General features: G+C 55.5%; 27 protein-coding genes and 4 tRNA genes. All 31 read right to left on the bottom strand.

The window, feature by feature from the left end; all coding sequences use genetic code 11:
* A complete protein-coding gene (rplN, locus tag ACP7E3_RS20765) occupies positions 1-369 on the bottom strand; it encodes a 50S ribosomal protein L14 (RefSeq protein ID WP_002555479.1) in 369 nt (122 codons plus the stop codon).
* Positions 370-392: 23 nt separating this feature from the next.
* Positions 393-659 (bottom strand): 30S ribosomal protein S17, encoded by a 267-nt coding sequence (gene rpsQ, locus ACP7E3_RS20760; protein ID WP_003176419.1) that lies wholly within the window; start codon positions 657-659, stop codon positions 393-395.
* 2 nt (positions 660-661) lie between these two features.
* On the bottom strand, positions 662-853 hold the full coding sequence (gene rpmC, locus ACP7E3_RS20755) for a 50S ribosomal protein L29 (RefSeq protein WP_002555481.1): 192 nt from the start codon (positions 851-853) through the stop codon (positions 662-664).
* Positions 853-1,266 carry a 50S ribosomal protein L16 gene (gene rplP / locus ACP7E3_RS20750; protein WP_003232424.1) on the bottom strand — a complete coding sequence of 138 codons (414 nt, stop codon included), beginning with the start codon at positions 1,264-1,266 and terminating at the stop codon, positions 853-855. Before rplP ends, rpmC begins: the two co-directional genes overlap by 1 nt.
* Before the next feature lie 12 nt (positions 1,267-1,278).
* Entirely contained in the window at positions 1,279-1,965 is a 687-nt protein-coding gene (gene rpsC, locus ACP7E3_RS20745) for a 30S ribosomal protein S3 (protein WP_003176422.1), read from the bottom strand.
* Positions 1,966-1,978: 13 nt separating this feature from the next.
* Entirely contained in the window at positions 1,979-2,311 is a 333-nt protein-coding gene (rplV, locus tag ACP7E3_RS20740) for a 50S ribosomal protein L22 (RefSeq protein WP_003103908.1), read from the bottom strand.
* An 11-nt stretch (positions 2,312-2,322) separates the two neighbouring features.
* Positions 2,323-2,598: a 30S ribosomal protein S19 gene (gene rpsS, locus ACP7E3_RS20735; protein ID WP_002555486.1), complete on the bottom strand. Its 276-nt coding sequence runs from the start codon at positions 2,596-2,598 to the stop codon at positions 2,323-2,325.
* Positions 2,599-2,614: 16 nt separating this feature from the next.
* Positions 2,615-3,439: a 50S ribosomal protein L2 gene (gene rplB / locus ACP7E3_RS20730; protein WP_003210080.1), complete on the bottom strand. Its 825-nt coding sequence runs from the start codon at positions 3,437-3,439 to the stop codon at positions 2,615-2,617.
* Positions 3,440-3,453: 14 nt separating this feature from the next.
* The gene (gene rplW, locus ACP7E3_RS20725; protein ID WP_002555488.1) at positions 3,454-3,753 is read right to left on the bottom strand and encodes a 50S ribosomal protein L23; all 300 of its coding nucleotides are present in this window, start codon (positions 3,751-3,753) and stop codon (positions 3,454-3,456) included.
* Positions 3,750-4,352: a 50S ribosomal protein L4 gene (gene rplD, locus ACP7E3_RS20720; RefSeq protein ID WP_003210082.1), complete on the bottom strand. Its 603-nt coding sequence runs from the start codon at positions 4,350-4,352 to the stop codon at positions 3,750-3,752. Before rplD ends, rplW begins: the two co-directional genes overlap by 4 nt.
* 12 nt (positions 4,353-4,364) lie before the next feature.
* A complete protein-coding gene (gene rplC, locus ACP7E3_RS20715; protein ID WP_426124221.1) occupies positions 4,365-5,000 on the bottom strand; it encodes a 50S ribosomal protein L3 in 636 nt (211 codons plus the stop codon).
* Positions 5,001-5,081: 81 nt separating this feature from the next.
* Positions 5,082-5,393 (bottom strand): 30S ribosomal protein S10, encoded by a 312-nt coding sequence (rpsJ, locus tag ACP7E3_RS20710; RefSeq protein WP_003186070.1) that lies wholly within the window; start codon positions 5,391-5,393, stop codon positions 5,082-5,084.
* A 158-nt stretch (positions 5,394-5,551) separates the two neighbouring features.
* Entirely contained in the window at positions 5,552-6,745 is a 1,194-nt protein-coding gene (tuf, locus tag ACP7E3_RS20705) for an elongation factor Tu (RefSeq protein WP_017848801.1), read from the bottom strand.
* A 30-nt stretch (positions 6,746-6,775) separates the two neighbouring features.
* Positions 6,776-8,881, bottom strand: a complete 2,106-nt coding sequence (gene fusA, locus ACP7E3_RS20700) for an elongation factor G (RefSeq protein ID WP_017848800.1) — start codon at positions 8,879-8,881, stop codon at positions 6,776-6,778.
* Between the two features lie 30 nt (positions 8,882-8,911).
* On the bottom strand, positions 8,912-9,382 hold the full coding sequence (rpsG, locus tag ACP7E3_RS20695; protein ID WP_002555493.1) for a 30S ribosomal protein S7: 471 nt from the start codon (positions 9,380-9,382) through the stop codon (positions 8,912-8,914).
* Positions 9,383-9,500: 118 nt separating this feature from the next.
* Positions 9,501-9,872 (bottom strand): 30S ribosomal protein S12, encoded by a 372-nt coding sequence (gene rpsL / locus ACP7E3_RS20690; protein ID WP_002555494.1) that lies wholly within the window; start codon positions 9,870-9,872, stop codon positions 9,501-9,503.
* 217 nt (positions 9,873-10,089) lie between these two features.
* Positions 10,090-14,289 (bottom strand): DNA-directed RNA polymerase subunit beta', encoded by a 4,200-nt coding sequence (gene rpoC, locus ACP7E3_RS20685; protein ID WP_017848799.1) that lies wholly within the window; start codon positions 14,287-14,289, stop codon positions 10,090-10,092.
* Between the two features lie 64 nt (positions 14,290-14,353).
* Positions 14,354-18,427: a DNA-directed RNA polymerase subunit beta gene (rpoB, locus tag ACP7E3_RS20680; RefSeq protein ID WP_017848798.1), complete on the bottom strand. Its 4,074-nt coding sequence runs from the start codon at positions 18,425-18,427 to the stop codon at positions 14,354-14,356.
* Positions 18,428-18,646: 219 nt separating this feature from the next.
* Positions 18,647-19,012 carry a 50S ribosomal protein L7/L12 gene (rplL, locus tag ACP7E3_RS20675; protein WP_046486495.1) on the bottom strand — a complete coding sequence of 122 codons (366 nt, stop codon included), beginning with the start codon at positions 19,010-19,012 and terminating at the stop codon, positions 18,647-18,649.
* A 78-nt stretch (positions 19,013-19,090) separates the two neighbouring features.
* Positions 19,091-19,591 (bottom strand): 50S ribosomal protein L10, encoded by a 501-nt coding sequence (gene rplJ, locus ACP7E3_RS20670; protein ID WP_016969477.1) that lies wholly within the window; start codon positions 19,589-19,591, stop codon positions 19,091-19,093.
* A 199-nt stretch (positions 19,592-19,790) separates the two neighbouring features.
* The gene (rplA, locus tag ACP7E3_RS20665; protein ID WP_003232403.1) at positions 19,791-20,486 is read right to left on the bottom strand and encodes a 50S ribosomal protein L1; all 696 of its coding nucleotides are present in this window, start codon (positions 20,484-20,486) and stop codon (positions 19,791-19,793) included.
* Positions 20,486-20,917, bottom strand: a complete 432-nt coding sequence (rplK, locus tag ACP7E3_RS20660) for a 50S ribosomal protein L11 (protein WP_003176435.1) — start codon at positions 20,915-20,917, stop codon at positions 20,486-20,488. Before rplK ends, rplA begins: the two co-directional genes overlap by 1 nt.
* 116 nt (positions 20,918-21,033) lie before the next feature.
* The gene (gene nusG / locus ACP7E3_RS20655) at positions 21,034-21,567 is read right to left on the bottom strand and encodes a transcription termination/antitermination protein NusG (protein ID WP_003176436.1); all 534 of its coding nucleotides are present in this window, start codon (positions 21,565-21,567) and stop codon (positions 21,034-21,036) included.
* A 9-nt stretch (positions 21,568-21,576) separates the two neighbouring features.
* Positions 21,577-21,945, bottom strand: a complete 369-nt coding sequence (secE, locus tag ACP7E3_RS20650; RefSeq protein WP_003194658.1) for a preprotein translocase subunit SecE — start codon at positions 21,943-21,945, stop codon at positions 21,577-21,579.
* A 45-nt stretch (positions 21,946-21,990) separates the two neighbouring features.
* Positions 21,991-22,066: transfer RNA gene (locus ACP7E3_RS20645), tRNA-Trp, on the bottom strand.
* Positions 22,067-22,227: 161 nt separating this feature from the next.
* Positions 22,228-22,303: transfer RNA gene (locus tag ACP7E3_RS20640), tRNA-Thr, on the bottom strand.
* A gap of 26 nt (positions 22,304-22,329) precedes the next feature.
* Positions 22,330-22,403, bottom strand: a tRNA-Gly gene (locus ACP7E3_RS20635).
* A gap of 24 nt (positions 22,404-22,427) precedes the next feature.
* Positions 22,428-22,512 (bottom strand) — tRNA-Tyr (locus tag ACP7E3_RS20630).
* A gap of 142 nt (positions 22,513-22,654) precedes the next feature.
* Positions 22,655-23,101 (bottom strand): hypothetical protein, encoded by a 447-nt coding sequence (locus ACP7E3_RS20625; protein ID WP_017848796.1) that lies wholly within the window; start codon positions 23,099-23,101, stop codon positions 22,655-22,657.
* A 7-nt stretch (positions 23,102-23,108) separates the two neighbouring features.
* Complete coding sequence (locus ACP7E3_RS20620) at positions 23,109-23,858, bottom strand: pantothenate kinase (RefSeq protein ID WP_057005468.1); 750 nt, start codon at positions 23,856-23,858, stop codon at positions 23,109-23,111.
* Complete coding sequence (gene birA / locus ACP7E3_RS20615; RefSeq protein ID WP_169882233.1) at positions 23,848-24,807, bottom strand: bifunctional biotin--[acetyl-CoA-carboxylase] ligase/biotin operon repressor BirA; 960 nt, start codon at positions 24,805-24,807, stop codon at positions 23,848-23,850. The genes ACP7E3_RS20620 and birA overlap by 11 nt, the downstream gene beginning before the upstream one ends.
* Positions 24,808-25,041 lie beyond the last annotated feature (234 nt).

Genomic DNA, 25,041 nt, shown 5'->3' with positions numbered 1-25,041 from the left:
TTACAGCACTTCTGGGGCGAGCGAGACGATCTTCATGAACTTCTCAGTACGAAGTTCACGGGTCACTGGCCCAAAGATACGGGTGCCGATCGGCTCTTGCTTGTTGTTCAGAAGAACAGCAGCGTTGCCATCAAAGCGGATAATGGAGCCATCTGCACGGCGAACGCCGTGACGAGTGCGGACTACAACAGCAGTCATCACTTGGCCTTTTTTCACTTTACCGCGAGGAATTGCTTCCTTCACGGTAACTTTGATGATGTCACCGATACCAGCGTAACGACGATGGGAGCCACCCAGCACCTTGATGCACATAACACGGCGAGCGCCGCTGTTATCGGCCACATCGAGCATGGATTGAGTCTGAATCATATAATTTCTCCGACCCCTAGTCCTTAGACTTCCACAGCGCGTTCGAGAACATCAACCAGTGCCCAAGACTTGGTCTTGGCCAGCGGACGAGTTTCACGAATAGTGACTTTGTCGCCGATGTGGCACTGGTTGGTTTCGTCGTGCGCGTGCAGCTTAGTCGAACGCTTAACATATTTACCGTAGATCGGGTGCTTAACGCGACGCTCGATCAAAACGGTGATGGTTTTGTCCATCTTGTCGCTGACAACACGGCCAGTCAGCGTACGGACAGTCTTTTCGGCTTCAGCCATGATCACTTACCTGCCTGCTGGTTGAGCACAGTCTTCACGCGAGCGATGTCACGCTTAACTTGCGAGAGCAGATGAGACTGCCCCAACTGGCCAGTTGCTTTCTGCATGCGCAGATTGAACTGGTCGCGCAGCAGGCCGAGCAGTTGCTCGTTCAGCTGCTGTGCGGATTTTTCACGAAGTTCATTCGCTTTCATCACATCACCGTCCGTTTAACAAAGGCGGTGGCGAGCGGCAGCTTTGCAGCAGCCAGGGCAAAAGCCTCACGCGCCAGCTCTTCAGTTACACCCTCGATTTCATACAGGACTTTGCCTGGCTGAATCTGGGCTACCCAGTATTCCACGTTACCCTTACCTTTACCCATCCGAACTTCGAGGGGCTTTTTGGAGATCGGCTTGTCCGGGAATACACGGATCCAGATCTTGCCGCCACGTTTTACGTGACGGGTCAGAGCACGACGCGCTGACTCGATCTGACGAGCGGTGAGACGACCACGAGCTACAGACTTCAGCGCGAATTCGCCGAAGCTGACTTTGCTACCGCGCTGAGCCAGACCACGGTTGTGGCCTGTCATCTGCTTGCGGAACTTCGTACGCTTTGGTTGCAACATTTGGCGTACCCCTTACTTAGCAGCTTTTTTACGAGGCGCTGGTGCTTGTGGTTTCAGTTCTTCTTGGCGACCACCAATTACTTCGCCTTTGAAGATCCAAACCTTTACACCGATCACACCATAAGTGGTGTGAGCTTCGTAGTTGGCATAGTCGATGTCGGCACGCAGGGTGTGCAGTGGCACACGACCTTCGCGATACCATTCAGTACGTGCGATTTCAGCACCGCCGAGACGACCGCTCACTTGGATTTTGATGCCTTTGGCACCAATACGCATGGCGTTCTGTACGGCGCGCTTCATAGCGCGACGGAACATGACGCGACGCTCCAGCTGCTGAGCTACGCTCTGCGCAACCAGCATACCGTCGAGCTCCGGCTTGCGGATCTCTTCGATATTGATGTGCACAGGCACACCCATTTGCTTGGTCAGGTCCTGACGCAGTTTCTCAACATCTTCACCTTTCTTCCCGATAACGATACCTGGACGAGCGGTGTGGATGGTGATACGTGCAGTTTGTGCCGGACGATGGATATCGATACGGCTTACGGACGCGCTTTTTAGTTTGTCTTGGAGATACTCACGCACCTTCAGATCAGCGAACAAATAGTCCGCATAAGTCCGACCGTCTGCGTACCAGACGGAGGTGTGCTCCTTGACGATTCCCAGGCGAATGCCAATGGGATGTACTTTCTGACCCATCTCTTCGACTCCGTTACTTGTCAGCAACCTTGACAGTGATATGGCAAGACCGCTTGACGATGCGATCAGCACGGCCTTTGGCACGCGGCATGATACGCTTCAGCGAACGCCCTTCGTTGACGAAAACGGTGCTGACCTTCAGGTCATCAACGTCTGCGCCTTCGTTATGCTCGGCGTTGGCTACGGCCGACTCCAGCACTTTCTTCATGATCTCGGCGGCTTTCTTACTGCTGAAAGCCAACAGGTTGAGCGCTTCGCCCACCTTCTTCCCGCGGATCTGGTCGGCGACCAAGCGGGCTTTCTGGGCGGAGATTCGAGCGCCCGACAACTTAGCGGCTACTTCCATTTCCTTACCCCTTAACGCTTGGCTTTCTTGTCTGCCACGTGCCCACGATAAGTGCGGGTACCGGCAAACTCGCCTAGTTTGTGGCCGACCATGTCTTCGTTAACGAGAACTGGGACGTGTTGACGACCGTTGTGTACTGCGATGGTCAGACCGACCATTTGTGGCAGGATCATCGAACGACGCGACCAGGTCTTAACTGGTTTGCGATCGTTCTTTTCCGCCGCCACTTCGATCTTCTTCAGTAGGTGAAGATCAATAAAAGGACCTTTTTTCAGAGAACGTGGCACTGTCGTATCCCTCTATTTACTTGCGACGACGGACGATCATTTTGTCGGTACGCTTATTACCACGAGTCTTCGCGCCCTTAGTCGGGAAGCCCCATGGCGATACCGGATGACGACCACCAGAGGTACGACCTTCACCACCACCGTGTGGGTGGTCAACCGGGTTCATGGCAACACCACGAACGGTTGGGCGAACGCCACGCCAGCGTTTGGCACCAGCTTTACCCAGCGAACGCAGGCTGTGCTCGGAGTTCGAGACTTCACCCAGGGTCGCGCGGCATTCAGCCAGCACTTTACGCATCTCACCAGAACGCAGACGCAGGGTCACGTAGACACCTTCACGAGCGATCAGCTGAGCCGAAGCACCAGCGGAACGAGCGATTTGCGCGCCTTTACCTGGCTTCAATTCGATGCCGTGTACGGTGCTACCAACTGGAATGTTACGCAGTTGCAGAGCGTTGCCCGGCTTGATCGGTGCCAGAGCACCTGCGATCAGCTGGTCACCAGCACTCACGCCTTTAGGGGCGATGATGTAGCGACGCTCGCCATCTGCGTACAGCAGCAGAGCGATGTGAGCAGTACGGTTTGGATCGTATTCGATACGCTCGACAGTGGCAGCGATGCCATCTTTGTCGTTGCGACGGAAGTCGACCAGACGATAATGCTGTTTATGGCCACCACCGATGTGACGAGTGGTAATGCGACCATTGTTGTTACGACCACCAGTCTTCGATTTCTTCTCGAGCAGCGGTGCGTGAGGAGCGCCTTTATGCAGCTCCTGGTTGACCACCTTGACCACAAAACGGCGGCCAGGGGAAGTCGGTTTGCATTTAACGATTGCCATGATGCACCCCTTCCTTACTCAGCACTGCTGCTGAAATCGAGATCTTGGCCTGGCTGAAGGGAGATAACTGCCTTCTTCCAGTCATTACGCTTGCCCAGACCGCGAGCAGTGCGCTTGCTCTTACCCAGAACATTCAGGGTAGTAACACGCTCTACTTTCACGCTGAACAGGCTTTCGACGGCCTTCTTGATTTCCAGCTTGGTTGCGTCAGTTGCAACCTTGAAAACGAACTGGCCTTTCTTGTCAGCCAGAACCGTAGCCTTTTCGGAAACGTGCGGGCCAAGCAGAACTTTAAATACGCGTTCCTGGTTCATCCCAGCAGCTCCTCGAATTTCTTCACGGCCGACACGGTGATCAACACCTTGTCGTATGCGATCAGACTAACTGGATCGGAACCTTGCACGTCACGTACATCAACGTGTGGCAGGTTGCGAGCAGCCAGGTACAGGTTCTGATCAACAGCTTCAGACACGATCAAGACGTCAGTCAGGCCCATGCCGTTCAGCTTGTTCAGCAGATCTTTGGTTTTCGGTGCTTCAACAGCGAAGTCCTGAACCACGACCAGACGATCAGTACGCACGAGTTCAGCAAGGATGGAGCGCAGTGCTGCGCGGTACATCTTCTTGTTGAGCTTCTGAGTGTGATCCTGCGGACGAGCTGCGAAAGTGGTACCGCCGCCGCGCCAGATTGGGCTACGGATAGTACCGGCACGAGCACGGCCAGTACCTTTCTGACGCCAAGGGCGCTTACCGCCACCACGAACGTCGGAACGGGTCTTTTGCTGCTTGCTACCTTGACGGCCGCCGGCCATGTAGGCCACGACTGCTTGGTGAACGAGCGTCTCGTTGAATTCGCCGCCAAATGTCAGTTCGGAAACTTCGATCGCTTGAGCGTCATTTACATTTAATTGCATGTCAGCTTCCCCTTAACCGCGAGCCTTGGCCGCTGGACGTACAACCAGGTTGCCGCCAGTAGCGCCAGGAACAGCACCCTTGACCAACAACAGATTGCGTTCAGCGTCGACGCGCACTACTTCGAGGGACTGCACGGTCACGCGCTCAGCGCCCATATGACCGGACATTTTTTTGCCCTTGAATACACGACCAGGAGTCTGGCACTGGCCAATAGAGCCCGGGACGCGGTGGGAAACGGAGTTACCGTGAGTGTTGTCTTGGCCACGGAAATTCCAACGCTTGATCGTACCCTGGAAGCCTTTACCCTTGGACTGACCGGTTACATCAACCAGTTGACCAGCGGCGAAGATTTCAGCGTTGATCAGATCGCCAGCCTGGTAGTCGCCTTCTTCAAGACGGAACTCCATAACAGTGCGACCAGCTGAAACGTTTGCTTTAGCGAAGTGACCTGCTTGAGCAGCAGTCACGCGCGAAGCACGACGCTCGCCGACAGTGACTTGCACTGCACGATAGCCATCGGTTTCTTCAGTTTTGAACTGGGTGACGCGATTCGGTTCGATCTCAATGACCGTGACCGGAATGGAGACACCTTCTTCGGTGAAAATACGGGTCATACCGCATTTACGACCGACTACACCAATAGTCATGTTGTAAACCTCATGAGTGTACGGGGCTTTCACCCGCTATGGCCGCCCATTTCAGAGCGTTACACGACTAAGACCCAAGTCTTAGCCGAGGCTGATCTGTACTTCCACACCGGCCGCCAGATCAAGCTTCATAAGTGCATCAACGGTTTTATCCGTTGGCTGGACGATGTCCAGTACGCGCTTATGAGTACGGATCTCGTACTGGTCACGCGCGTCTTTGTTGACGTGCGGGGAGACCAGAACGGTGAACCGCTCTTTACGGGTAGGCAGTGGAATTGGACCACGCACTTGAGCACCAGTACGTTTCGCGGTTTCCACGATTTCCTGGGTGGATTGGTCGATCAGGCGATGGTCAAAAGCCTTCAACCTGATACGGATTTGCTGATTTTGCATTGGATTTCAGACTCCGGCTGCTATTCCCAGCGAGCGCAATACGCCCGTTAAAAGGAGGCGCAATTCTATAGACGCCCCAGATAGGTGTCAACCCAATAAAAAAAGCCCCCGCTGAGCGGGGGCTTTTTCAAAACCTCGAAGCTAACTCAAAAAAGAGCTTACTCGATGATTTTAGCTACAACGCCAGCACCAACGGTACGGCCGCCTTCACGGATAGCGAAGCGCAGACCGTCTTCCATTGCGATGGTTTTGATCAGGGTAACAGTCATTTGAATGTTATCGCCTGGCATTACCATTTCAACGCCTTCTGGCAGTTCGCAGTTACCAGTCACGTCAGTAGTACGGAAGTAGAACTGTGGACGGTAGCCTTTGAAGAACGGAGTGTGACGACCGCCTTCTTCCTTGCTCAGAACGTAAACTTCTGCGGTGAACTTGGTGTGCGGCTTAACGGTACCTGGCTTAACCAGAACCTGACCACGTTCAACGTCATCACGCTTGGTGCCGCGCAGCAGTACGCCGCAGTTCTCGCCAGCACGACCTTCGTCGAGCAGCTTGCGGAACATTTCAACACCGGTGCAAGTGGTAACGGTGGTGTCACGCAGACCAACGATTTCCAGTGGGTCTTGAACGCGAACGATACCACGCTCGATACGACCAGTCACAACAGTACCGCGACCCGAGATCGAGAATACGTCTTCGATTGGCATCAGGAATGGCTTGTCGGTCAGACGAACTGGTTCTGGGATGTAGCTGTCCAGAGTTTCAACCAGTTTACGAACGGCAGTGGTGCCCATTTCGTTGTCGTCTTTGCCTTCCAGCGCCATACGAGCAGAACCGATGATGATCGGAGTGTCGTCGCCTGGGAAGTCGTAAGTGCTCAGCAGATCGCGCACTTCCATCTCAACCAGTTCCAGCAGCTCAGCGTCGTCTACCAGGTCAGCCTTGTTCAGGAAAACCACGATGTACGGAACGCCTACCTGACGGGACAGCAGGATGTGCTCACGGGTCTGTGGCATCGGACCATCAGCGGCCGAGCAAACCAGGATCGCGCCGTCCATCTGGGCAGCACCAGTGATCATGTTCTTCACATAGTCAGCGTGACCTGGGCAGTCAACGTGAGCGTAGTGACGAATCTTCGAGTTGTACTCGACGTGCGCGGTGTTGATGGTGATACCACGAGCTTTTTCTTCTGGTGCGCTGTCGATTTTATCGAAATCAACGATTGCGGAACCGAATACTTCGGAGCAAACGCGAGTCAGAGCAGCAGTCAGAGTGGTTTTACCGTGGTCAACGTGACCGATGGTGCCAACGTTGACGTGCGGTAGGGAACGATCAAATTTTTCTTTAGCCACGACAATTAACTCCTTGCCTAAAGGACTGAATCAGCCTTGTTTTTTGGATACAGTTTCAGCGATGTGCGCCGGAGCTGTGTTGTATTTTTTGAATTCCATAGAGTAGCTTGCGCGACCCTGGGACATGGAGCGAACGTCGGTCGCATAACCGAACATCTCACCCAACGGAACCTCGGCGCGAATCACTTTGCCGGAAACCGTGTCTTCCATACCCAAGATCATGCCGCGACGACGGTTAAGGTCGCCCATGACATCACCCATATAGTCTTCAGGTGTAACAACTTCTACCGCCATGATTGGCTCAAGCAACTCACCACCGCCCTTCTGGGCCAGTTGCTTGGTTGCCATGGAAGCAGCCACCTTGAACGCCATCTCGTTGGAGTCGACGTCGTGGTAAGAACCGTCAAAAACGGTTGCTTTCAGGCCGATCAGCGGATAGCCGGCGACAACACCGTTCTTCATCTGCTCTTCGATACCCTTCTGGATAGCAGGGATGTATTCCTTAGGAACAACACCACCTACTACTTCGTTCACGAATTGCAGACCTTCCTGACCTTCGTCAGCAGGAGCAAAACGGATCCAGCAGTGACCGAACTGACCACGACCGCCGGACTGACGAACGAACTTGCCTTCGATTTCACAGTTCTTCGTGATGCGCTCACGATAGGAAACCTGAGGCTTACCGATGTTGGCTTCGACGTTGAACTCACGGCGCATCCGGTCAACCAGGATGTCCAGGTGCAACTCGCCCATGCCGGAGATGATCGTTTGACCAGTCTCTTCATCAGTCTTGACGCGGAAAGATGGATCTTCCTGAGCAAGTTTGCCCAGAGCGATACCCATTTTTTCCTGGTCATCCTTGGTCTTAGGCTCTACGGCAACCGAAATAACCGGCTCCGGGAAGTCCATACGAACTAGGATGATTGGCTTAGCAGCGTCGCACAAAGTTTCACCAGTGGTGACGTCCTTCATGCCGATCAGGGCCGCGATGTCACCAGCGCGCACTTCCTTGATCTCTTCACGGGCGTTTGCGTGCATTTGCACCATACGACCCACGCGCTCTTTCTTACCTTTAACCGAGTTGATCACGCCGTCGCCGGAGGCCAACACGCCCGAGTAAACGCGGACGAAAGTCAAGGTACCCACGAATGGGTCGGTTGCGATCTTGAACGCCAGAGCCGAGAACGGCTCGCTGTCATCGGCGTGACGCTCCATCTCTTCTTCCTCGTTATCAGGGTTGGTACCCTTGATAGCAGGAATGTCGGTTGGAGCAGGCAGGTAGTCGATAACGGCGTCGAGAACCAGGGGAACACCCTTGTTCTTGAAGGAAGAACCACAAACAGCCAAGACGATCTCACCAGCGATAGTACGCTGACGCAGAGCGGCCTTGATTTCCGCGTTGGTGAGTTCTTCACCTTCGAGGTACTTGTTCATCAGCTCTTCGCTGGCTTCGGCAGCAGCCTCAACCATGTTGTTACGCCATTCGTCAGCCAGCTCCTGCAGTTCAGCAGGGATAGGCTTACGAACAGGAACCATACCTTTGTCGGCGTCATTCCAGTAGACGGCTTCCATGGCGATCAGATCGATCTGGCCCTGGAAGTTATCTTCGGAACCGATTGCCAATTGAATTGGCACCGGAGTGTGACCCAGACGCTGCTTGATCTGACCGATCACGCGCAGGAAGTTGGCACCAGCACGGTCCATCTTGTTTACGTAAACAAGACGTGGAACGCCGTATTTGTTGGCTTGACGCCATACGGTTTCCGACTGAGGCTCAACACCCGAGGTACCGCAGAACACAACGACAGCGCCGTCGAGTACACGCAGGGAACGCTCAACTTCAATAGTGAAGTCTACGTGGCCTGGGGTATCGATAACGTTGAAGCGGTGCTCGTCTTTGTACTGCTTCTCGGAACCTTTCCAGAAGGCGGTAATAGCAGCAGAAGTAATGGTAATACCACGCTCCTGCTCCTGAACCATCCAGTCTGTGGTCGCGGCGCCGTCATGCACCTCGCCCATCTTGTGACTTTTGCCGGTGTAAAAAAGGACGCGCTCGGTGGTGGTGGTTTTACCAGCATCCACGTGAGCAACGATACCAATGTTACGGTAGCGATTAATCGGTGTAGTACGAGCCATAAAGCCCTCGCAAATTGAGTGACGCTGGATTTAGAAGCGGTAGTGCGAGAAAGCCTTGTTAGCTTCAGCCATACGGTGCACGTCTTCACGCTTCTTAACAGCAGCGCCTTTACCTTCAGCAGCGTCCAACAGTTCGCCAGCCAAACGCAGAGCCATAGACTTCTCGCCACGCTTACGGGCGAAGTCTACCAACCAGCGCATTGCCAGGGCGTTACGACGGGACGGACGAACTTCAACCGGAACCTGGTAAGTAGCACCGCCTACACGGCGCGACTTCACTTCGACCAGCGGAGCGATGGCGTCGAGAGCTTTCTCGAAGATTTCCAGGGGGTCGCTGTTCTTGCGTTCTTTAACCTTTTCCAGCGCGCCATAAACGATACGCTCGGCAACGGCTTTCTTGCCGCTTTCCATCACGTGGTTCATGAACTTGGCCAGGATTTGGCTTCCGTATTTTGGATCGTCAAGCACTTCGCGCTTGGCTGCTACGCGTCTTCTTGGCATGGATAAGCCCTCAAACGGTCTTCAGGTTCGCTCGGAATCGGTGCCCTTTCGGGACGCCTCCGACCTTACTCTTATCGACTCAGAAAATAAGATGATTCAGTTTTACAAAAAGCCGCTACTACTTAGGCTTCTTGGTACCGTACTTCGAACGACCCTGGTTACGACCTTTAACGCCGGAAGTATCCAAGGAGCCGCGTACGGTGTGGTAACGAACACCTGGCAAGTCTTTTACACGACCGCCGCGGATCAGTACCACGCTGTGCTCTTGCAGGTTGTGGCCTTCACCGCCGATGTACGAGGAAACCTCGAAACCGTTGGTCAGACGCACACGGCATACTTTACGCAGTGCCGAGTTAGGTTTTTTCGGCGTAGTGGTATACACGCGAGTGCATACGCCACGACGTTGCGGGCAGTTCTGCAGCGCAGGTACGTCGGATTTCTCGACGATACGCTTACGCGGCTGACGTACCAGCTGGTTGATAGTTGCCATCTACTAGCTCCACTGTTGTCTTGCGACGCTATTGTCTTGCAAGAAAAGCAAAATGGCAGGAACGAATTCCCGCCAAATTTAGGGGTACAAGAGTCTAAAGAGGATCTTGCCCCCAGTCAAGGCAAGGCCCCGACCTCCCCTCTCAACGAACCGGGGCAAAACTGCCTCGATCCGACGAATGGGGGCTGCCAGGGCCCAGACTTATTTATCGCAGAACTCAGTTACCGCTTGAGTTCAGCGCTTCGGTCAGTGCAGCTTCCACTTCACTGGCGCTTACGCGCAACGGCTTGTCAGCATCACGGCGGCGCTTGCGCTCGCTGTGGTAAGCCAAACCGGTACCGGCTGGGATCAGACGACCCACAACCACGTTTTCTTTCAGGCCGCGCAGGTAATCGCGCTTGCCGGTTACCGCTGCTTCGGTCAGTACGCGAGTGGTCTCCTGGAAGGAGGCCGCCGAGATGAACGACTCAGTGGACAACGACGCCTTGGTGATACCCAGCAGTACACGAGTAAATTTGGAAACAAATTTCTCGTCGGCTGCCAGACGTTCGTTTTCTACCAGTACGTGAGTCAGTTCCATCTGGTCGCCCTTGATGAAACTGGAATCGCCTGATTCAGCGATTTCAACTTTACGCAGCATCTGACGCAGGATGGTCTCGATGTGCTTATCGTTGATCTTCACGCCTTGCAGACGGTAAACGTCCTGGATCTCGTTAACGATGTACTTGGCCAGCGCACTCACACCCAGCAGACGCAGGATGTCGTGTGGATCGCTCGGACCGTCGGAGATAACTTCGCCGCGGTTTACCTGTTCGCCTTCGAACACGTTCAGGTGACGCCACTTCGGAATCAGCTCTTCATACGGATCGCTACCGTCGTTCGGGGTAATGACCAGACGGCGCTTGCCCTTGGTCTCTTTACCGAACGCGATGGTGCCGCTGACTTCAGCCAGAATCGACGCTTCTTTCGGACGACGAGCTTCGAACAAGTCGGCAACACGCGGCAGACCACCGGTGATGTCACGGGTCTTCGAAGTCTCTTGCGGGATACGCGCGATAACGTCACCGATCGCGATCTTCGCACCATCCGCTACACCGACCAGGGCGTTGGCTGGCAGGAAGTACTGAGCGATTACGTCAGTGCCTGGCAGCAACAGATCCTTGCCGTTGTCATCGACCATCTTCACGGCAGGACGGATGTCTTTACCGGCAGCTGGACGATCTTTCGCGTCGAGGACTTCAATGTTGGTCATACCGGTCAATTCGTCAGTCTGACGCTTGATCGTGATGCCTTCTTCCATGCCCACGTAGGTCACGGTACCTTTCATTTCGGTAACGATTGGGTGAGTGTGCGGATCCCACTTGGCCACGATTGCGCCAGCGTCGACCTTGTCACCTTCTTTAACCGAAATCACAGCACCATACGGCAGCTTGTAGCGCTCACGCTCACGACCGTAGTCGTCAGCGATTGCCAGCTCACCGGAACGGGACACCGCAACCAGGCAACCATCCACTCGCTCAACGTGCTTGAGGTTGTGCAGGCGGACGGTACCGCCATTCTTCACCTGAACGCTGTCGGCTGCGGAGGTCCGGCTTGCCGCACCACCGATGTGGAATGTACGCATGGTCAGCTGGGTACCCGGCTCACCGATGGACTGGGCAGCGATAACGCCGACCGCTTCACCGATGTTCACCTGGTGACCACGAGCCAAGTCACGGCCATAGCACTTGGCGCAAATGCCGAAGCGGGTTTCGCAGCTGATCGGCGAACGAACGATCACTTCGTCGATGCTGTTGAGTTCGATGAACTCGACCCACTTCTCGTCAACCAGGGTGCCGGCAGGAACGATAATTTCCTCGGTACCCGGCTTGAATACGTCACGGGCAATAACACGGCCCAATACGCGCTCACCCAGCGGCTCTACAACGTCACCGCCTTCAATGTGCGGTGTCATCAGCAGGCCGTGCTCGGTGCCGCAATCGATCTCGGTTACAACCAGATCTTGTGCAACGTCTACCAGACGACGAGTCAGGTAACCGGAGTTAGCGGTTTTCAACGCGGTATCCGCCAGACCTTTACGAGCACCGTGAGTAGAGATGAAGTACTGAAGTACGCTCAAACCTTCACGGAAGTTCGCAGTAATCGGCGTTTCGATGATGGAACCGTCCGGCTTGGCCATCAGGCCACGCATACCGGCGAGCTGACGGATCTGCGCAGCAGAACCCCGTGCGCCCGAGTCGGCCATCATGTACATCGAGTTGAAAGACTCTTGATCGACTTCTACGCCATGACGGTCGATAACCTTCTCTTTCGAGAGGTTAGCCATCATCGCCTTCGACACTTCGTCGTTGGCCTTGGACCAAAGGTCGATCACTTTGTTGTACTTCTCGCCCTGGGTTACCAGGCCGGAGGCGTACTGGCTTTCGATCTCTTTCACTTCATCGGTGGCAGCACTGATGATGCGGGCTTTTTCATCCGGGATAACGAAGTCGTTAACACCGATGGAAACGCCGGAAATGGTCGAATAGGCAAAACCGGTGTACATCAACTGGTCAGCGAAGATCACGGTCTCTTTCAGACCAACCACGCGGTAGCACTGGTTGATCAGCTTGGAGATCGCCTTTTTCTTCATCGGCAGGTTGACGACGTCGTAAGACAAACCTTTTGGCACAACCTGGTACAACAGCGCACGGCCGACAGTGGTGTCGACGATACGGACATTGCTCACGCTGCCGCCGTCACGGTCGTTCACGGTTTCGTGAATCCGCACTTTGACCTTGGCGTGCAGTGCGGCTTCGCCGGCACGGAACACTCGGTCAACTTCCTGCAGGTCAGCGAACACACGACCTTCGCCCTTGGCGTTGATCGCTTCACGGGTCATGTAGTACAGACCCAATACAACGTCCTGCGACGGAACGATGATTGGCTCACCGTTGGCTGGCGACAGGATGTTGTTGGTCGACATCATCAACGCACGCGCTTCCAACTGGGCTTCCAGTGTCAGCGGTACGTGCACGGCCATTTGGTCGCCGTCGAAGTCGGCGTTGTACGCAGCACAGACCAGAGGGTGCAGCTGGATAGCCTTACCTTCGATCAGTACCGGTTCAAACGCCTGGATACCCAGACGGTGAAGGGTCGGTGCACGGTTGAGGAGAACCGGGTGTTCGCGGATCACTTCAGCGAGAACGTCCCAAACCTCTGGCAGTTCGCGCTCGACCATTTTCTTGGCCGCTTTGATCGTGGTCGCGAGACCGCGCATTTCCAGCTTGCCGAAGATGAACGGCTTGAACAGCTCAAGGGCCATCTTCTTAGGCAGACCGCACTGGTGCAGACGCAGGGTCGGGCCTACGGTAATTACCGAACGACCGGAGTAGTCAACACGCTTACCGAGCAAGTTCTGACGGAAACGACCTTGCTTACCCTTGATCATGTCAGCCAGGGATTTCAGAGGACGCTTGTTCGAACCGGTGATAGCGCGGCCACGACGACCGTTGTCGAGCAGGGCATCGACGGCTTCTTGCAACATACGCTTTTCGTTGCGCACGATGATGTCCGGAGCGGACAGATCGAGCAGGCGCTTCAAGCGGTTGTTACGGTTGATCACGCGGCGGTACAGGTCGTTGAGGTCGGACGTCGCGAAACGACCACCGTCCAACGGTACCAGCGGACGCAGGTCTGGCGGCAGAACCGGCAGAACGGTCAGCACCATCCACTCTGGCAAGTTGCCGGAACCCTGGAAGGCTTCCATCAACTTCAGACGCTTGGACAGCTTCTTGATTTTGGTTTCGGAGTTGGTTTGCGGAATTTCTTCACGCAGACGGCCAATCTCGTGTTCCAGGTCGATAGCGTGCAGCAGTTCGCGGACAGCTTCGGCACCCATGCGGGCATCGAAATCGTCGCCGAACTCTTCCAGCGCTTCGAAGTACTGCTCGTCGTTCAGCAGCTGACCTTTTTCAAGGGTGGTCATGCCTGGATCGATAACGACATAGCTCTCGAAGTAGAGAACGCGTTCGATATCACGCAGGGTCATGTCCATCAGCAAGCCGATACGGGACGGCAGCGATTTCAGGAACCAGATGTGGGCAACCGGCGAAGCCAGTTCGATGTGCGCCATGCGCTCACGACGAACCTTGGCCAGTGCAACTTCAACGCCGCACTTCTCGCAGATCACACCACGGTGCTTCAAGCGCTTGTACTTACCGCACAGGCACTCGTAATCCTTTACCGGGCCAAAGATCTTGGCGCAGAACAGGCCGTCACGCTCGGGTTTGAACGTACGGTAGTTGATGGTTTCCGGCTTTTTAACTTCACCGAACGACCACGAACGGATCATCTCAGGCGATGCCAGTCCAATACGGATGGCGTCGAACTCTTCGACTTGACCCTGGTTTTTCAGCAAATTCAGTAGGTCTTTCAAGGCCTTTCCTCCTGGCGGAGCAGAGAGCGGGCCAAATAGCCCCGCTCTCGATTCGCGTCACGTGTTATTCGGTTTCCAGATCGATATCGATGCCGAGGGAACGAATTTCTTTGATCAACACGTTGAAGGACTCGGGCATGCCCGGCTCCATACGGTGATCGCCGTCCACGATGTTTTTGTACATCTTGGTCCGACCGTTCACATCGTCCGACTTCACTGTGAGCATTTCTTGCAGAGTGTAAGCAGCACCGTATGCTTCCAGTGCCCAGACCTCCATCTCCCCGAAACGCTGACCACCGAACTGAGCCTTACCACCCAGCGGCTGCTGGGTAACCAGGCTGTACGAACCGGTAGAACGAGCGTGCATCTTGTCGTCTACCAAGTGGTTCAGCTTCAGCATGTACATGTAGCCAACAGTAACCGGGCGCTCGAACTTGTTGCCGGTGCGGCCGTCGAACAGCTGCATCTGGCCGCTTTCGGGCAGGTCTGCCAGTTTCAGCATGGCCTTGATTTCGCTTTCCTTGGCACCGTCGAACACCGGGGTAGCCATTGGAACGCCGCCGCGCAGGTTCTTCGCCAGATCCAGGATTTCCTGGTCGGAGAAGGTATCCAGCTCTTCTTTGCGGCCGCCGATCTCGTTGTAGATCTCGTGCAGGAACTTGCGCAGGTCAGCAACCTTGCGCTGCTCTTCGATCATACGGTTGATCTTCTCGCCCAGACCTTTGGCCGCGAGGCCCAGGTGGGTTTCGAGGATCTGACCAACGTTCATACGCGAAGGTACGCCCAACGGGTTGAGGACGACGTCGACCGGGGTGCCATTGGCATCGTGCGGCATGTCTTCAACCGGCATGATCACGGAGACCACACCCTTGTTACCGTGACGACCGGCCATCTTGTCGCCCGGTTGGATGCGGCGACGGATTGCCAGGTAAACCTTGACGATTTTCAGCACGCCTGGAGCCAGGTCATCGCCCTGCTGCAGTTTGCGCTTCTTGTCTTCGAACTTGTCGTCCAGCAGACGGCGGCGATCGACGATGTAGGCCTGGGCCTTCTCGAGCTGCTCGTTCAGAGCGTCTTCAGCCATGCGCAGTTTGAACCACTGGCCGTGCTCAAGACCGTCGAGGACTTCGTCGGTGATGTCCTGACCTTTCTTCAGGCCCGCGCCGCCTTCGGCCTTGTGGCCTACCAGAGCGGAACGCAGACGTTCGAAGGTCGCGCCTTCAACGATACGGAACTCTTCGTTCAGGTCCTTGCGGATCTCGTCGAGCTGGGTCTTCTCGATGGACAGTGCACGAGCATCACGCTCAACGCCGTCGCGGGTGAAGACCTGTACGTCGATGACAGTACCTTTGGTACCGGTCGGTACGCGCAGGGAGGTGTCTTTAACGTCGCTGGCTTTTTCACCGAAGATGGCACGCAACAGCTTCTCTTCCGGAGTCAGTTGGGTCTCGCCTTTCGGAGTGACCTTACCGACCAGGATGTCGCCTGCGCCAACTTCAGCACCTACGTAAACGATACCGGCTTCGTCCAGCTTGTTCAGTGCAGCTTCACCCACGTTCGGGATGTCTGCAGTGATTTCCTCTGGCCCAAGCTTGGTATCACGCGCCACACAGGTCAGTTCCTGGATGTGGATCGTGGTGAAGCGGTCTTCTTGAACCACACGCTCGGACAGGCAGATGGAGTCTTCGAAGTTGAAGCCGTTCCATGCCATGAACGCGATACGCATGTTCTGGCCCAGCGCCAGTTCACCCATGTCGGTGGACGGGCCGTCAGCCATGATGTCGCTGCGCTGAACGCGATCACCCTTACGCACCAGCGGACGCTGGTTGATGCAGGTGTTCTGGTTCGAGCGGGTGTATTTGGTCAGGTTGTAGATGTCGACACCGGCTTCGCCAGTTTCAACTTCGTCATCGGCAACACGCACCACGATACGGCTGGCATCAACGGAGTCGATCACGCCGCCACGACGAGCCACGACGCAAACGCCGGAGTCACGGGCTACGTTACGCTCCATGCCGGTACCTACCAGCGGCTTGTCAGCACGCAGGGTCGGTACAGCTTGACGCTGCATGTTGGAACCCATCAACGCACGGTTGGCGTCATCGTGTTCCAGGAACGGGATCAGCGACGCGGCGACCGAAACTACCTGCTTGGGCGATACGTCCATCAAGGTGACGTCTTCCGGCGCCTTGACGGTGAACTCGTTCAAGTGACGAACAGCTACCAGCTCGTCGACCAGGACCTTCTTCTCGTTCATCGTGGCCGAAGCCTGAGCGATCACGTGATCGGCTTCTTCGATGGCGGACAGGAATACGATCTCGTCGGTGACCAGAGCGTCTTTCACCACACGGTACGGGCTCTCAAGGAAGCCGTACTGGTTGGTGCGCGCATAGGCGGCCAGGGAGTTGATCAGACCGATGTTCGGACCTTCCGGCGTTTCGATCGGGCAAACACGACCGTAGTGCGTCGGGTGTACGTCACGAACTTCGAAGCCAGCACGCTCACGGGTCAGACCGCCCGGGCCCAGTGCAGATACACGGCGCTTGTGGGTGATCTCGGAGAGCGGGTTGTTCTGGTCCATGAACTGCGAGAGCTGGCTGGAACCGAAGAACTCTTTCACCGCCGCAGCCACTGGCTTGGCGTTGATCAGGTCTTGCGGCATCAGGCCTTCGCTTTCAGCCATCGACAGACGCTCTTTGACCGCACGCTCAACACGTACCAGGCCAACGCGGAACTGGTTCTCGGCCATTTCGCCTACGCAGCGAACACGACGGTTACCCAGGTGGTCGATGTCATCGACGATGCCTTTGCCGTTACGGATGTCGACCAGAGTCTTCAGGACCGCAACGATGTCTTCCTTGCACAGCACGCCCGAACCTTCGATCTCGGTACGACCGATACGACGGTTGAACTTCATCCGGCCGACCGCAGACAGGTCATAGCGCTCAGGGCTGAAGAACAGGTTGTTGAACAGGGTTTCGGCAGCGTCTTTGGTCGGTGGCTCGCCAGGACGCATCATGCGATAGATCTCGACCAGCGCTTCCAATTGGTTGCTGGTGGAGTCGATCTTCAGGGTGTCGGAGACGAACGGACCGCAGTCGATATCGTTGGTGTACAAGGTCTCGATGCGAACAACCTGGGCCTTGGCGATTTTTGCCAGGATCTCGGTGTTCAGCTCGGTGTTGCACTCAGCCAGGATTTCGCCTGTGGCCGGGTGAACGATGACCTTGGCGGTCGTGCGACCCAGGACGTAGTCCAGAGGCACTTCCAGCGACTTGATACCGGCTTTTTCGATCTGGTTGATGTGGCGCGCAGTGATACGGCGGCCGGCTTCAACGATGACCTTGCCATTTTCGTCCTGGATGTCCAGGACAGCAATTTCACCACGCAGACGCGAAGCGATCAGTTCCAGGCTGAGGGTTTCGTCCTTCAGGCTGAACACGTTGGTGGTGTAGAAAGCATCAAGCACTTGCTCAGTGGTATAGCCGAGCGCGCGCAGCAGTACCGAGGCCGGCAGCTTGCGACGACGGTCGATACGCACGAACACGCAGTCTTTCGGGTCGAACTCGAAGTCCAACCACGAACCACGGTACGGAATGATCCGCGCGGAGTACAGGAGCTTACCGGAGCTGTGCGTCTTGCCGCGGTCGTGGTCGAAGAACACGCCCGGGGAACGGTGCAGCTGGGAAACGATAACACGCTCGGTACCGTTGATAACGAAGGTACCGTTTTCAGTCATCAGTGGGATTTCGCCCATGTAGACTTCTTGCTCTTTGATGTCCTTGATCGCTTTGTTCGACGATTCTTTGTCGAAAATGATCAGACGGACTTTTACCCGCAAAGGTACGGCGTACGTAACACCGCGCAACACGCATTCTTTGACATCAAATGCCGGTTCGCCCAGGCGATAACCGACGTACTCCAGCGCAGCATTGCCGGAGTAGCTGATGATCGGGAAAACGGATTTGAAGGCCGCATGCAGGCCCACGTCGCGGAACTGATCTTTGGTCGCTCCCGCCTGCAAGAATTCACGATACGAATCCAGCTGGATAGCCAGAAGGTACGGGACATCCATGACGTCCGGCAACTTGCTAAAGTCCTTGCGGATACGTTTTTTCTCAGTATATGAGTAAGCCATCAGCGTTCCCCAGCTTGGTCACCTGCTTGTTTGGCCCTCCCGACGGGAGCAGCCAGAAAATCTTGCAAACCCCTTGGTTTGCACCACCGCACCGGGTGGCTACAGCACGTTAATGGCGGCGACCGAGTCGACAGCCAAGAACGGAAAAAGGCCGGTGGCAAGAGCCACCAGCCATCAGCCTTCAGCTTAACGCTTGGGCTGGAGACGCAAGGTCGATGCTTACTTCAGCTCGACTTTAGCGCCTGCTTCTTCCAGAGCTGCTTTGGCTTTGTCAGCTGCGTCTTTGGCAACAGCTTCCAGAACCATGGCAGGAGCGCCGTCAACTACAGCCTTGGCTTCTTTCAGGCCCAGACCGGTCAGTTCACGAACTGCCTTGATCACGTTTACTTTCTTCTCGCCAGCTTCCAGCAGCATGACGTTGAATTCGGTTTGCTCTTCAGCAACAGCAGCAACAGCGGCTGGGCCAGCGGAAGCAGCGGCAGCAGAAACGCCGAATTTTTCTTCGAAAGCTTTGATCAGCTCAACAACCTGCAGAACCGACATTTCAGCTACGGCGTTGAGGATATCTTCTTGGGAGATAGACATTACTGTATTTCCTGAATTGGGGGACGGCCTACGCGGCCATCGAAATAAACAAAAATACGCGAGAGAAAATGCTCAGCCTTAGGCTGCGGCAGCTTCTTTTTGCTCGCGAACTGCAGCCAGAGTACGAGCCAGCTTGCTGGTAGCGCCTTGAATCACGCTCATCAGTTGCGAAATAGCTTCGTCACGGGTCGGCAGTGTTGCCAGTACGTCGATTTGGTTAGCTGCGAGGAACTTGCCCTCGAACGCAGCTGCCTTGATCTCGAACTTGTCCTGACTCTTGGCGAACTCTTTGAACAAACGGGCAGCAGCGCCTGGATGTTCTTTGGAGAACGCGATCAGAGTCGGGCCGGTGAACACGTCGTTGAGGACACTGTATTCAGTGTCAGCAACAGCGCGCTTGAGCAGGGTGTTACGTACAACACGTACGTATACGCCAGCTTCACGAGCCTCTTTACGGAGTCCGGTCATAGCGCCTACTGTCACACCACGGGCATCAGCCACGACAGCGGACAGAGCAGCTTTGGCAGCCTCGTTGACTTCAGCGACGATGGCCTTCTTGTCTTCGAGATTAATTGCCACGGGTTTAACTCCTGCTTGTTACCGTTTCATCTGGCCGAAGCCGGATGTCGTTTTGGTGTCTGATTCGGTAAGGAACCGGGAGCACCATCTGCGTAGGCTTGAGGTTTAAGACTTGCGTCGCCTACGGTCTTGGATAGCCCCCGCCAGGCAGGGACCCCAATTTTTTCAATTGGCGCGATCGCTCACGCCAACTTGTGTCTTATACGTCCAGCGAGCCTTGGTCGATGACCAGACCTGGGCCCATAGTGGTGCTCAGGGTAACGCGCTTGACGTAGATGCCTTTCGAGGAAGCTGGTTTGATACGCTTCAGATCAGCGATCAGGGCTTCAACGTTTTCCTTCAGCTTGACGGCATCGAAGCCGACTTTGCCAACGGAAGTGTGAATGATGCCGTTTTTGTCGGTGCGATAACGAACCTGACCAGCCTTGGCGTTTTTAACCGCGGTAGCGACGTCTGGGGTTACGGTGCCGACTTTTGGGTTAGGCATCAGGCCACGTGGACCAAGGATCTGACCCAACTGACCTACAACGCGCATTGCATCCGGGGAAGCAATAACGACGTCATAGTTCAGGTCGCCGCCTTTCATTTCGGCAGCCAGGTCATCCATGCCAACGCGATCGGCGCCGGCGGCCAGAGCAGCTTCAGCTGCTGGACCTTGGGTGAAGACAGCAACACGTACAGTCTTGCCAGTACCGTGTGGCAGCACAGTAGCGCTACGAACGACCTGGTCGGATTTACGTGGGTCAACACCCAGGTTCACAGCAACGTCAACCGACTCGCTGAACTTGACAGTCGACAGCTCGGTCAGCAGGGCAGCAGCGTCTACAAAGTTGTAGGCCTTGCCTGCTTCGATTTTGCCGGCGATAGCCTTTTGGCGCTTGGTCAGCTTAGCCATTACACACCCTCCACGTTAAGGCCCATGCTACGAGCAGAACCGGCGATGGTACGCACGGCTGCATCCATATCAGCTGCAGTCAGATCCGCGTTTTTGGTTTTCGCGATTTCTTCCAGCTGAGCACGAGTCACGGTGCCAACCTTAACGGTGTTAGGACGAGCGGAACCGCTAGTCAGACCAGCAGCTTTCTTCAACAGAACCGAAGCCGGGGTCGACTTGGTTTCGAAGGTGAAGCTACGGTCGCTGTATACAGTGATGATCACTGGAGTCGGCAGACCTGGCTCAAGACCCTGAGTACGGGCGTTGAAGGCCTTGCAGAATTCCATGATGTTCACGCCGTGCTGACCCAGAGCTGGACCGACGGGTGGGCTAGGGTTGGCCTGAGCGGCCTTCACTTGCAGCTTGATGTAAGCGGTAATCTTCTTGGCCATGAGGCACTCCAATTACGGGTTCGAACGCCTCGAAAGGCTCCCCGGTTACTTGCGCGTTTATCCCAGTGACGACAAAACCCCACAGCCTAGGCTGCGGGGTTGGGATGCTTGCTCAGTTAGACCTTTTCGACCTGACTGAACTCCAACTCTACCGGAGTAGAGCGTCCGAAAATGAGCACTGCCACTTGGATCCGGCTCTTTTCGTAGTTAACTTCTTCGACGGTGCCGTTGAAATCAGCAAACGGACCATCGGTGACACGAACAACCTCACCTGGCTCGAACAACGTCTTCGGCTTAGGCTTGTCGCTACCGTCAGCAACACGACGCAGAATCGCTTCTGCTTCTTTGTCGGTGATCGGAGCAGGCTTATCGGCAGTACCGCCAATGAAGCCCATGACACGAGGGGTATCCTTGACCAAGTGCCAAGTACCTTCATTCATGTCCATCTGAACCAGCACGTAGCCTGGGAAGAACTTGCGTTCACTCTTGCGCTTCTGCCCATTCCGCATTTCAACCACTTCTTCAGTGGGAACCAGAATTTCGCCGAAGCCATCTTCCATGCCTGCCAGCTTTACGCGCTCCAGCAAAGAGCGCATAACATGCTTCTCGTAACCCGAGTAAGCATGCACAACGTACCAACGCTTAGCCACGGGACACCCTTAGCCAACAATCAAGGAAACAAGCCAGCCGAGCAGGGAATCAAGCCCCCACAACAGCAACGCCATAACCAGAACAACAGCCACAACAATCAACGTGGTCTGCGTGGTTTCTTGGCGAGTCGGCCAAACGACTTTACGAATTTCGGTGCGAGCTTCCTTTACCAGGACCGCGAAAGACTTGCCTTTGGCAGTCTGCAGGCCTACAAAGGCAGCTACAGCAGCGAGGGCGAGCAAAGCGAGTACGCGGTACAGGATCGGCGAAGCAGAATAGTACTGATTGCCAACAACGCCTACGACCACCAATGCGACTACAGCGAGCCACTTGACCAGATCGAAACGAGAGCTTTGAGCTTCAGCCTTAGGAGTCATCTATGAAGATCCTGTGAAAAGAAAGCCAGATACACCACGTGAATCTGGCAGGTCAGGAGGGAATCGAACCCCCAACCTACGGTTTTGGAGACCGTCGCTCTGCCAATTGAGCTACTGACCTAAAACAAAATCAGGCCGACCATTATGCAGGCCTGAAAAAGACTTTACAACAGCCAACCCCTAGAGACTTGAAACCAACCGGCGGAAACGCCCGTTACAACAGAATCAAGCCGAGATAGCCGTTAAAACAAAGGCAGATATTTTCATATCTGCCTTGTTATATGGAGCTCTTGAGCGGATTTGAACCGCTGACCTCACCCTTACCAAGGGTGTGCTCTACCAACTGAGCTACAAGAGCAAAACACGCTGCACAACCTGCAAACTTGGAGCGGGTAGCGGGAATCGAACCCGCATCATCAGCTTGGAAGGCTGAGGTTCTACCACTAAACTATACCCGCAGAGCTTGCAGCTCACGCTAAAAATGGTGGAGGGGGAAGGATTCGAACCTTCGAAGTCGTAGACGTCAGATTTACAGTCTGATCCCTTTGGCCGCTCGGGAACCCCTCCTAAGCGAGCCGGCATTCTACATCATGCCAGCCTTCTGTCAAGCATTTTCTCATTAAAAATATGAGGTTAGCTGCGTTGACCTTCGCTTCACACTGTAGGCCTTAAAGGTCTTCACTGCGAAGCGGGCGCCATTCTATGCAAACTATTCGAGAGTTGCAATGCCTTCGCACAGCATTATTTTATGTTTTAACTCATTGAATTCCTTAGCAAGGTTTTCAAACGGCAGATCCTCAGCCAGACGCCGGCTTTCAGGGGCCACACGAAGCCAGTAACCGGACGCCTCAGGTGTGCTCAACAGTTGAACCTTGACCTTTATATCCAGGCTCGTGAGGCGCTGCTCAAGCGACTGCGCCTGACGCTGGTCGGCAAAGCCGCCGATGTATAAGCAGGTATTCTGCGCCTCGGGCGCTTTTGCTCGGTCACGCCGGGACACCGAGTCCGAGGACTCGCTTAGCAGCCGAATATCCTGCTGAGGGCCACGATACAGACTCAGGGGCGTGACATCCTTGGCGCGCAACGGCGCCTCTTGCTGATGCCAAACGTAATAGAAGGCATTAAGAACGAGTAAAAGTAAAAACAGCCAACGCATAAACACCTCAGGACAATGGACACGCCATGGCCAGACCAACGAAAACCAGGTCCGGGACCAACCGCGCCTGCGGCACGGCGTCCGAGACCAGATCAGCATCCCCACCCGTCAGGAATACGGTGAAATCATCACCCCAGTAGCTGCGGGCCAACTCGAGCTGGGTCAACACGAACCCCCTGAGCATCAGCGTACAACCACGCTCGACAGCCTCCGCGGTCGTGCGCCCGGGGGAGAGCCGCTCCAGGGCACGCTCAGCCGCCGCGTCGTCGTAGCGTATCTTGCGGGTGTGCGTGCGCAACTGGTTGCGCATCAACGGCATGCCGGGGCAAATGAAGCCGCCCAGGTGCTGACCGTCTGCCGCGATGAAATCGGCGGTGGCTGCGGTACCAAAATCGAGTACCAGGCACGCGCCCGAAGCCAACTTGAAGCCACCCAGCATCGCCAGCCAGCGATCAAGACCAAGGCGTTCGAAGTCTTGGTAGCCATTGCGCACGCCAGCCATCTCACGCGCGGGGACAGCACAGGAGACGACAACACCGAAAGCCCCTTGCAAAGCCTCGACCAGCTTATTGGTCTCTTCTGAAGCCCGAACACTCACCAATCGGCAACGCGCCAACGACAGGCCTGGTAGCGCTGCCAGGCTTTCAATCAATGCGAGGTCCGACCCCACAACACCTTCGGCGCAAGCTTTCGCCTGATCCGATTCAAGTACGCGCCATTTGATAAAGCTATTCCCACAGTCGAGCTCAAGAATCATCACGCAACCTCAGGCTTAGCTCACCACCGCTGTATATTTTTTCAACACCATCGACGCTCAAACGCAACGCACCCTGGCGGTCGACCCCCAGAACCACCCCGTCAACCTGATTGACTCCAGCAATGAGGGACACCACCCTGCCCTGCCACAAGTGATTCTGCTCCCACTCCTCCTGAAGCGCCGCAAAGCCGGAGGCGGCGTGTCGCTCCAAGTAACGTTGCAACTGCAGCCCCAGCCGCGCCACCAGTAGATTGCGATCTACGGGAGAGCCCGTTTCAAGCTGCACCGACGTCCACTGCTGATCGATTGCCGCGACTTTCTGCATATTTACGTTGATGCCGATCCCGAGCACAACGTGACAGATATCAGCAGGATCGCCGACCAACTCCAGCAGGATACCGGCAATTTTCTTCTGCCCCACCAAGACATCGTTTGGCCATTTCAAGGCGGCTCCTTGCACGCCCGACTCGCGCAAGGCCTGCATGACCGCAAGCCCCACAACCAGGCTCAACCCCTCTAGCTGCCGCAGACCGCCCTCGATGCGCAGCACGAGGCTGTAATACACATTCTGAGCGAACGGGCTGACCCACTTGCGCCCCCGTCGACCTCGCCCGGCGCTCTGCTGCTCGGCGAGCACCAGGAATGGTGCCGCGCAACCCGCATCGACAAGGCGCAAGGCTTCAGCATTGGTGGAGTCAATAGAATCGGATATGTGGACGGGCCATGCCAGAGAAGGCGCCTTCAGCGCGATGTCTTCGGCATTCAAGAACACCAGCGGCGATGCCAACTGGTACCCCCTGCCACGCACTTTGTGGATGGGCAGGTTTAACTCAGCCTCAAGATGCTGAAGCTGCTTCCATACAGCACTGCGACTGACGCCCAGGGCAGCGCCCAGCGCTTCCCCGGAGTGGAATCGACCATCTTTCAGAAGTTTTAACAACGTCAGCATGCAAGTATCGCCTCACAATGAGGCACGCATGATAGCCATGCGCAGGGTCATTGCATAGAAAGGCCGGGCCTTAGCACTGACGTCCGTCGCAAAGAGCCACTTGACCTTTCCGACAGCCCAAAACAAAACCCCTGTCTGCGCGAGCAAACAGGGGTTCTGGAATTTAATCTTGACGATGACCTACTCTCACATGGGGAAACCCCACACTACCATCGGCGATGCATCGTTTCACTG

The sequence above is a fragment of the Pseudomonas sp. PSPC2-3 genome (assembly GCF_049898265.1).
Classification (GTDB): Bacteria; Pseudomonadota; Gammaproteobacteria; order Pseudomonadales; family Pseudomonadaceae; genus Aquipseudomonas; species Aquipseudomonas veronii.
This window is presented reverse-complemented; position numbering and strand designations above follow the sequence as displayed.

Bases quoted from the DNA above. Each gene is read 5' to 3' on its own strand.
- rplN (WP_002555479.1), bottom strand. From the start codon at position 369: ATGATTCAGACTCAATCCATGCTCGATGTGGCCGATAACAGCGGCGCT.
- rpsQ (WP_003176419.1), bottom strand. From the start codon at position 659: ATGGCTGAAGCCGAAAAGACTGTCCGTACGCTGACTGGCCGTGTTGTC.
- rpmC (WP_002555481.1), bottom strand. From the start codon at position 853: ATGAAAGCGAATGAACTTCGTGAAAAATCCGCACAGCAGCTGAACGAG.
- rplP (WP_003232424.1), bottom strand. From the start codon at position 1,266: ATGTTGCAACCAAAGCGTACGAAGTTCCGCAAGCAGATGACAGGCCAC.
- rpsC (WP_003176422.1), bottom strand. From the start codon at position 1,965: ATGGGTCAGAAAGTACATCCCATTGGCATTCGCCTGGGAATCGTCAAG.
- rplV (WP_003103908.1), bottom strand. From the start codon at position 2,311: ATGGAAGTAGCCGCTAAGTTGTCGGGCGCTCGAATCTCCGCCCAGAAA.
- rplB (WP_003210080.1), bottom strand. From the start codon at position 3,439: ATGGCAATCGTTAAATGCAAACCGACTTCCCCTGGCCGCCGTTTTGTG.
- rplW (WP_002555488.1), bottom strand. From the start codon at position 3,753: ATGAACCAGGAACGCGTATTTAAAGTTCTGCTTGGCCCGCACGTTTCC.
- rplD (WP_003210082.1), bottom strand. From the start codon at position 4,352: ATGCAATTAAATGTAAATGACGCTCAAGCGATCGAAGTTTCCGAACTG.
- rplC (WP_426124221.1), bottom strand. From the start codon at position 5,000: ATGACTATTGGTGTAGTCGGTCGTAAATGCGGTATGACCCGTATTTTC.
- rpsJ (WP_003186070.1), bottom strand. From the start codon at position 5,393: ATGCAAAATCAGCAAATCCGTATCAGGTTGAAGGCTTTTGACCATCGC.
- fusA (WP_017848800.1), bottom strand. From the start codon at position 8,881: ATGGCTCGTACTACACCGATTAATCGCTACCGTAACATTGGTATCGTT.
- rpsG (WP_002555493.1), bottom strand. From the start codon at position 9,382: ATGCCAAGAAGACGCGTAGCAGCCAAGCGCGAAGTGCTTGACGATCCA.
- rpsL (WP_002555494.1), bottom strand. From the start codon at position 9,872: ATGGCAACTATCAACCAGCTGGTACGTCAGCCGCGTAAGCGTATCGTC.
- rpoB (WP_017848798.1), bottom strand. From the start codon at position 18,427: ATGGCTTACTCATATACTGAGAAAAAACGTATCCGCAAGGACTTTAGC.
- rplL (WP_046486495.1), bottom strand. From the start codon at position 19,012: ATGTCTATCTCCCAAGAAGATATCCTCAACGCCGTAGCTGAAATGTCG.
- rplA (WP_003232403.1), bottom strand. From the start codon at position 20,486: ATGGCTAAGCTGACCAAGCGCCAAAAGGCTATCGCCGGCAAAATCGAA.
- rplK (WP_003176435.1), bottom strand. From the start codon at position 20,917: ATGGCCAAGAAGATTACCGCTTACATCAAGCTGCAAGTGAAGGCCGCT.
- secE (WP_003194658.1), bottom strand. From the start codon at position 21,945: ATGACTCCTAAGGCTGAAGCTCAAAGCTCTCGTTTCGATCTGGTCAAG.
- ACP7E3_RS20625 (WP_017848796.1), bottom strand. From the start codon at position 23,101: ATGCGTTGGCTGTTTTTACTTTTACTCGTTCTTAATGCCTTCTATTAC.
- ACP7E3_RS20620 (WP_057005468.1), bottom strand. From the start codon at position 23,858: ATGATTCTTGAGCTCGACTGTGGGAATAGCTTTATCAAATGGCGCGTA.
- birA (WP_169882233.1), bottom strand. From the start codon at position 24,807: ATGCTGACGTTGTTAAAACTTCTGAAAGATGGTCGATTCCACTCCGGG.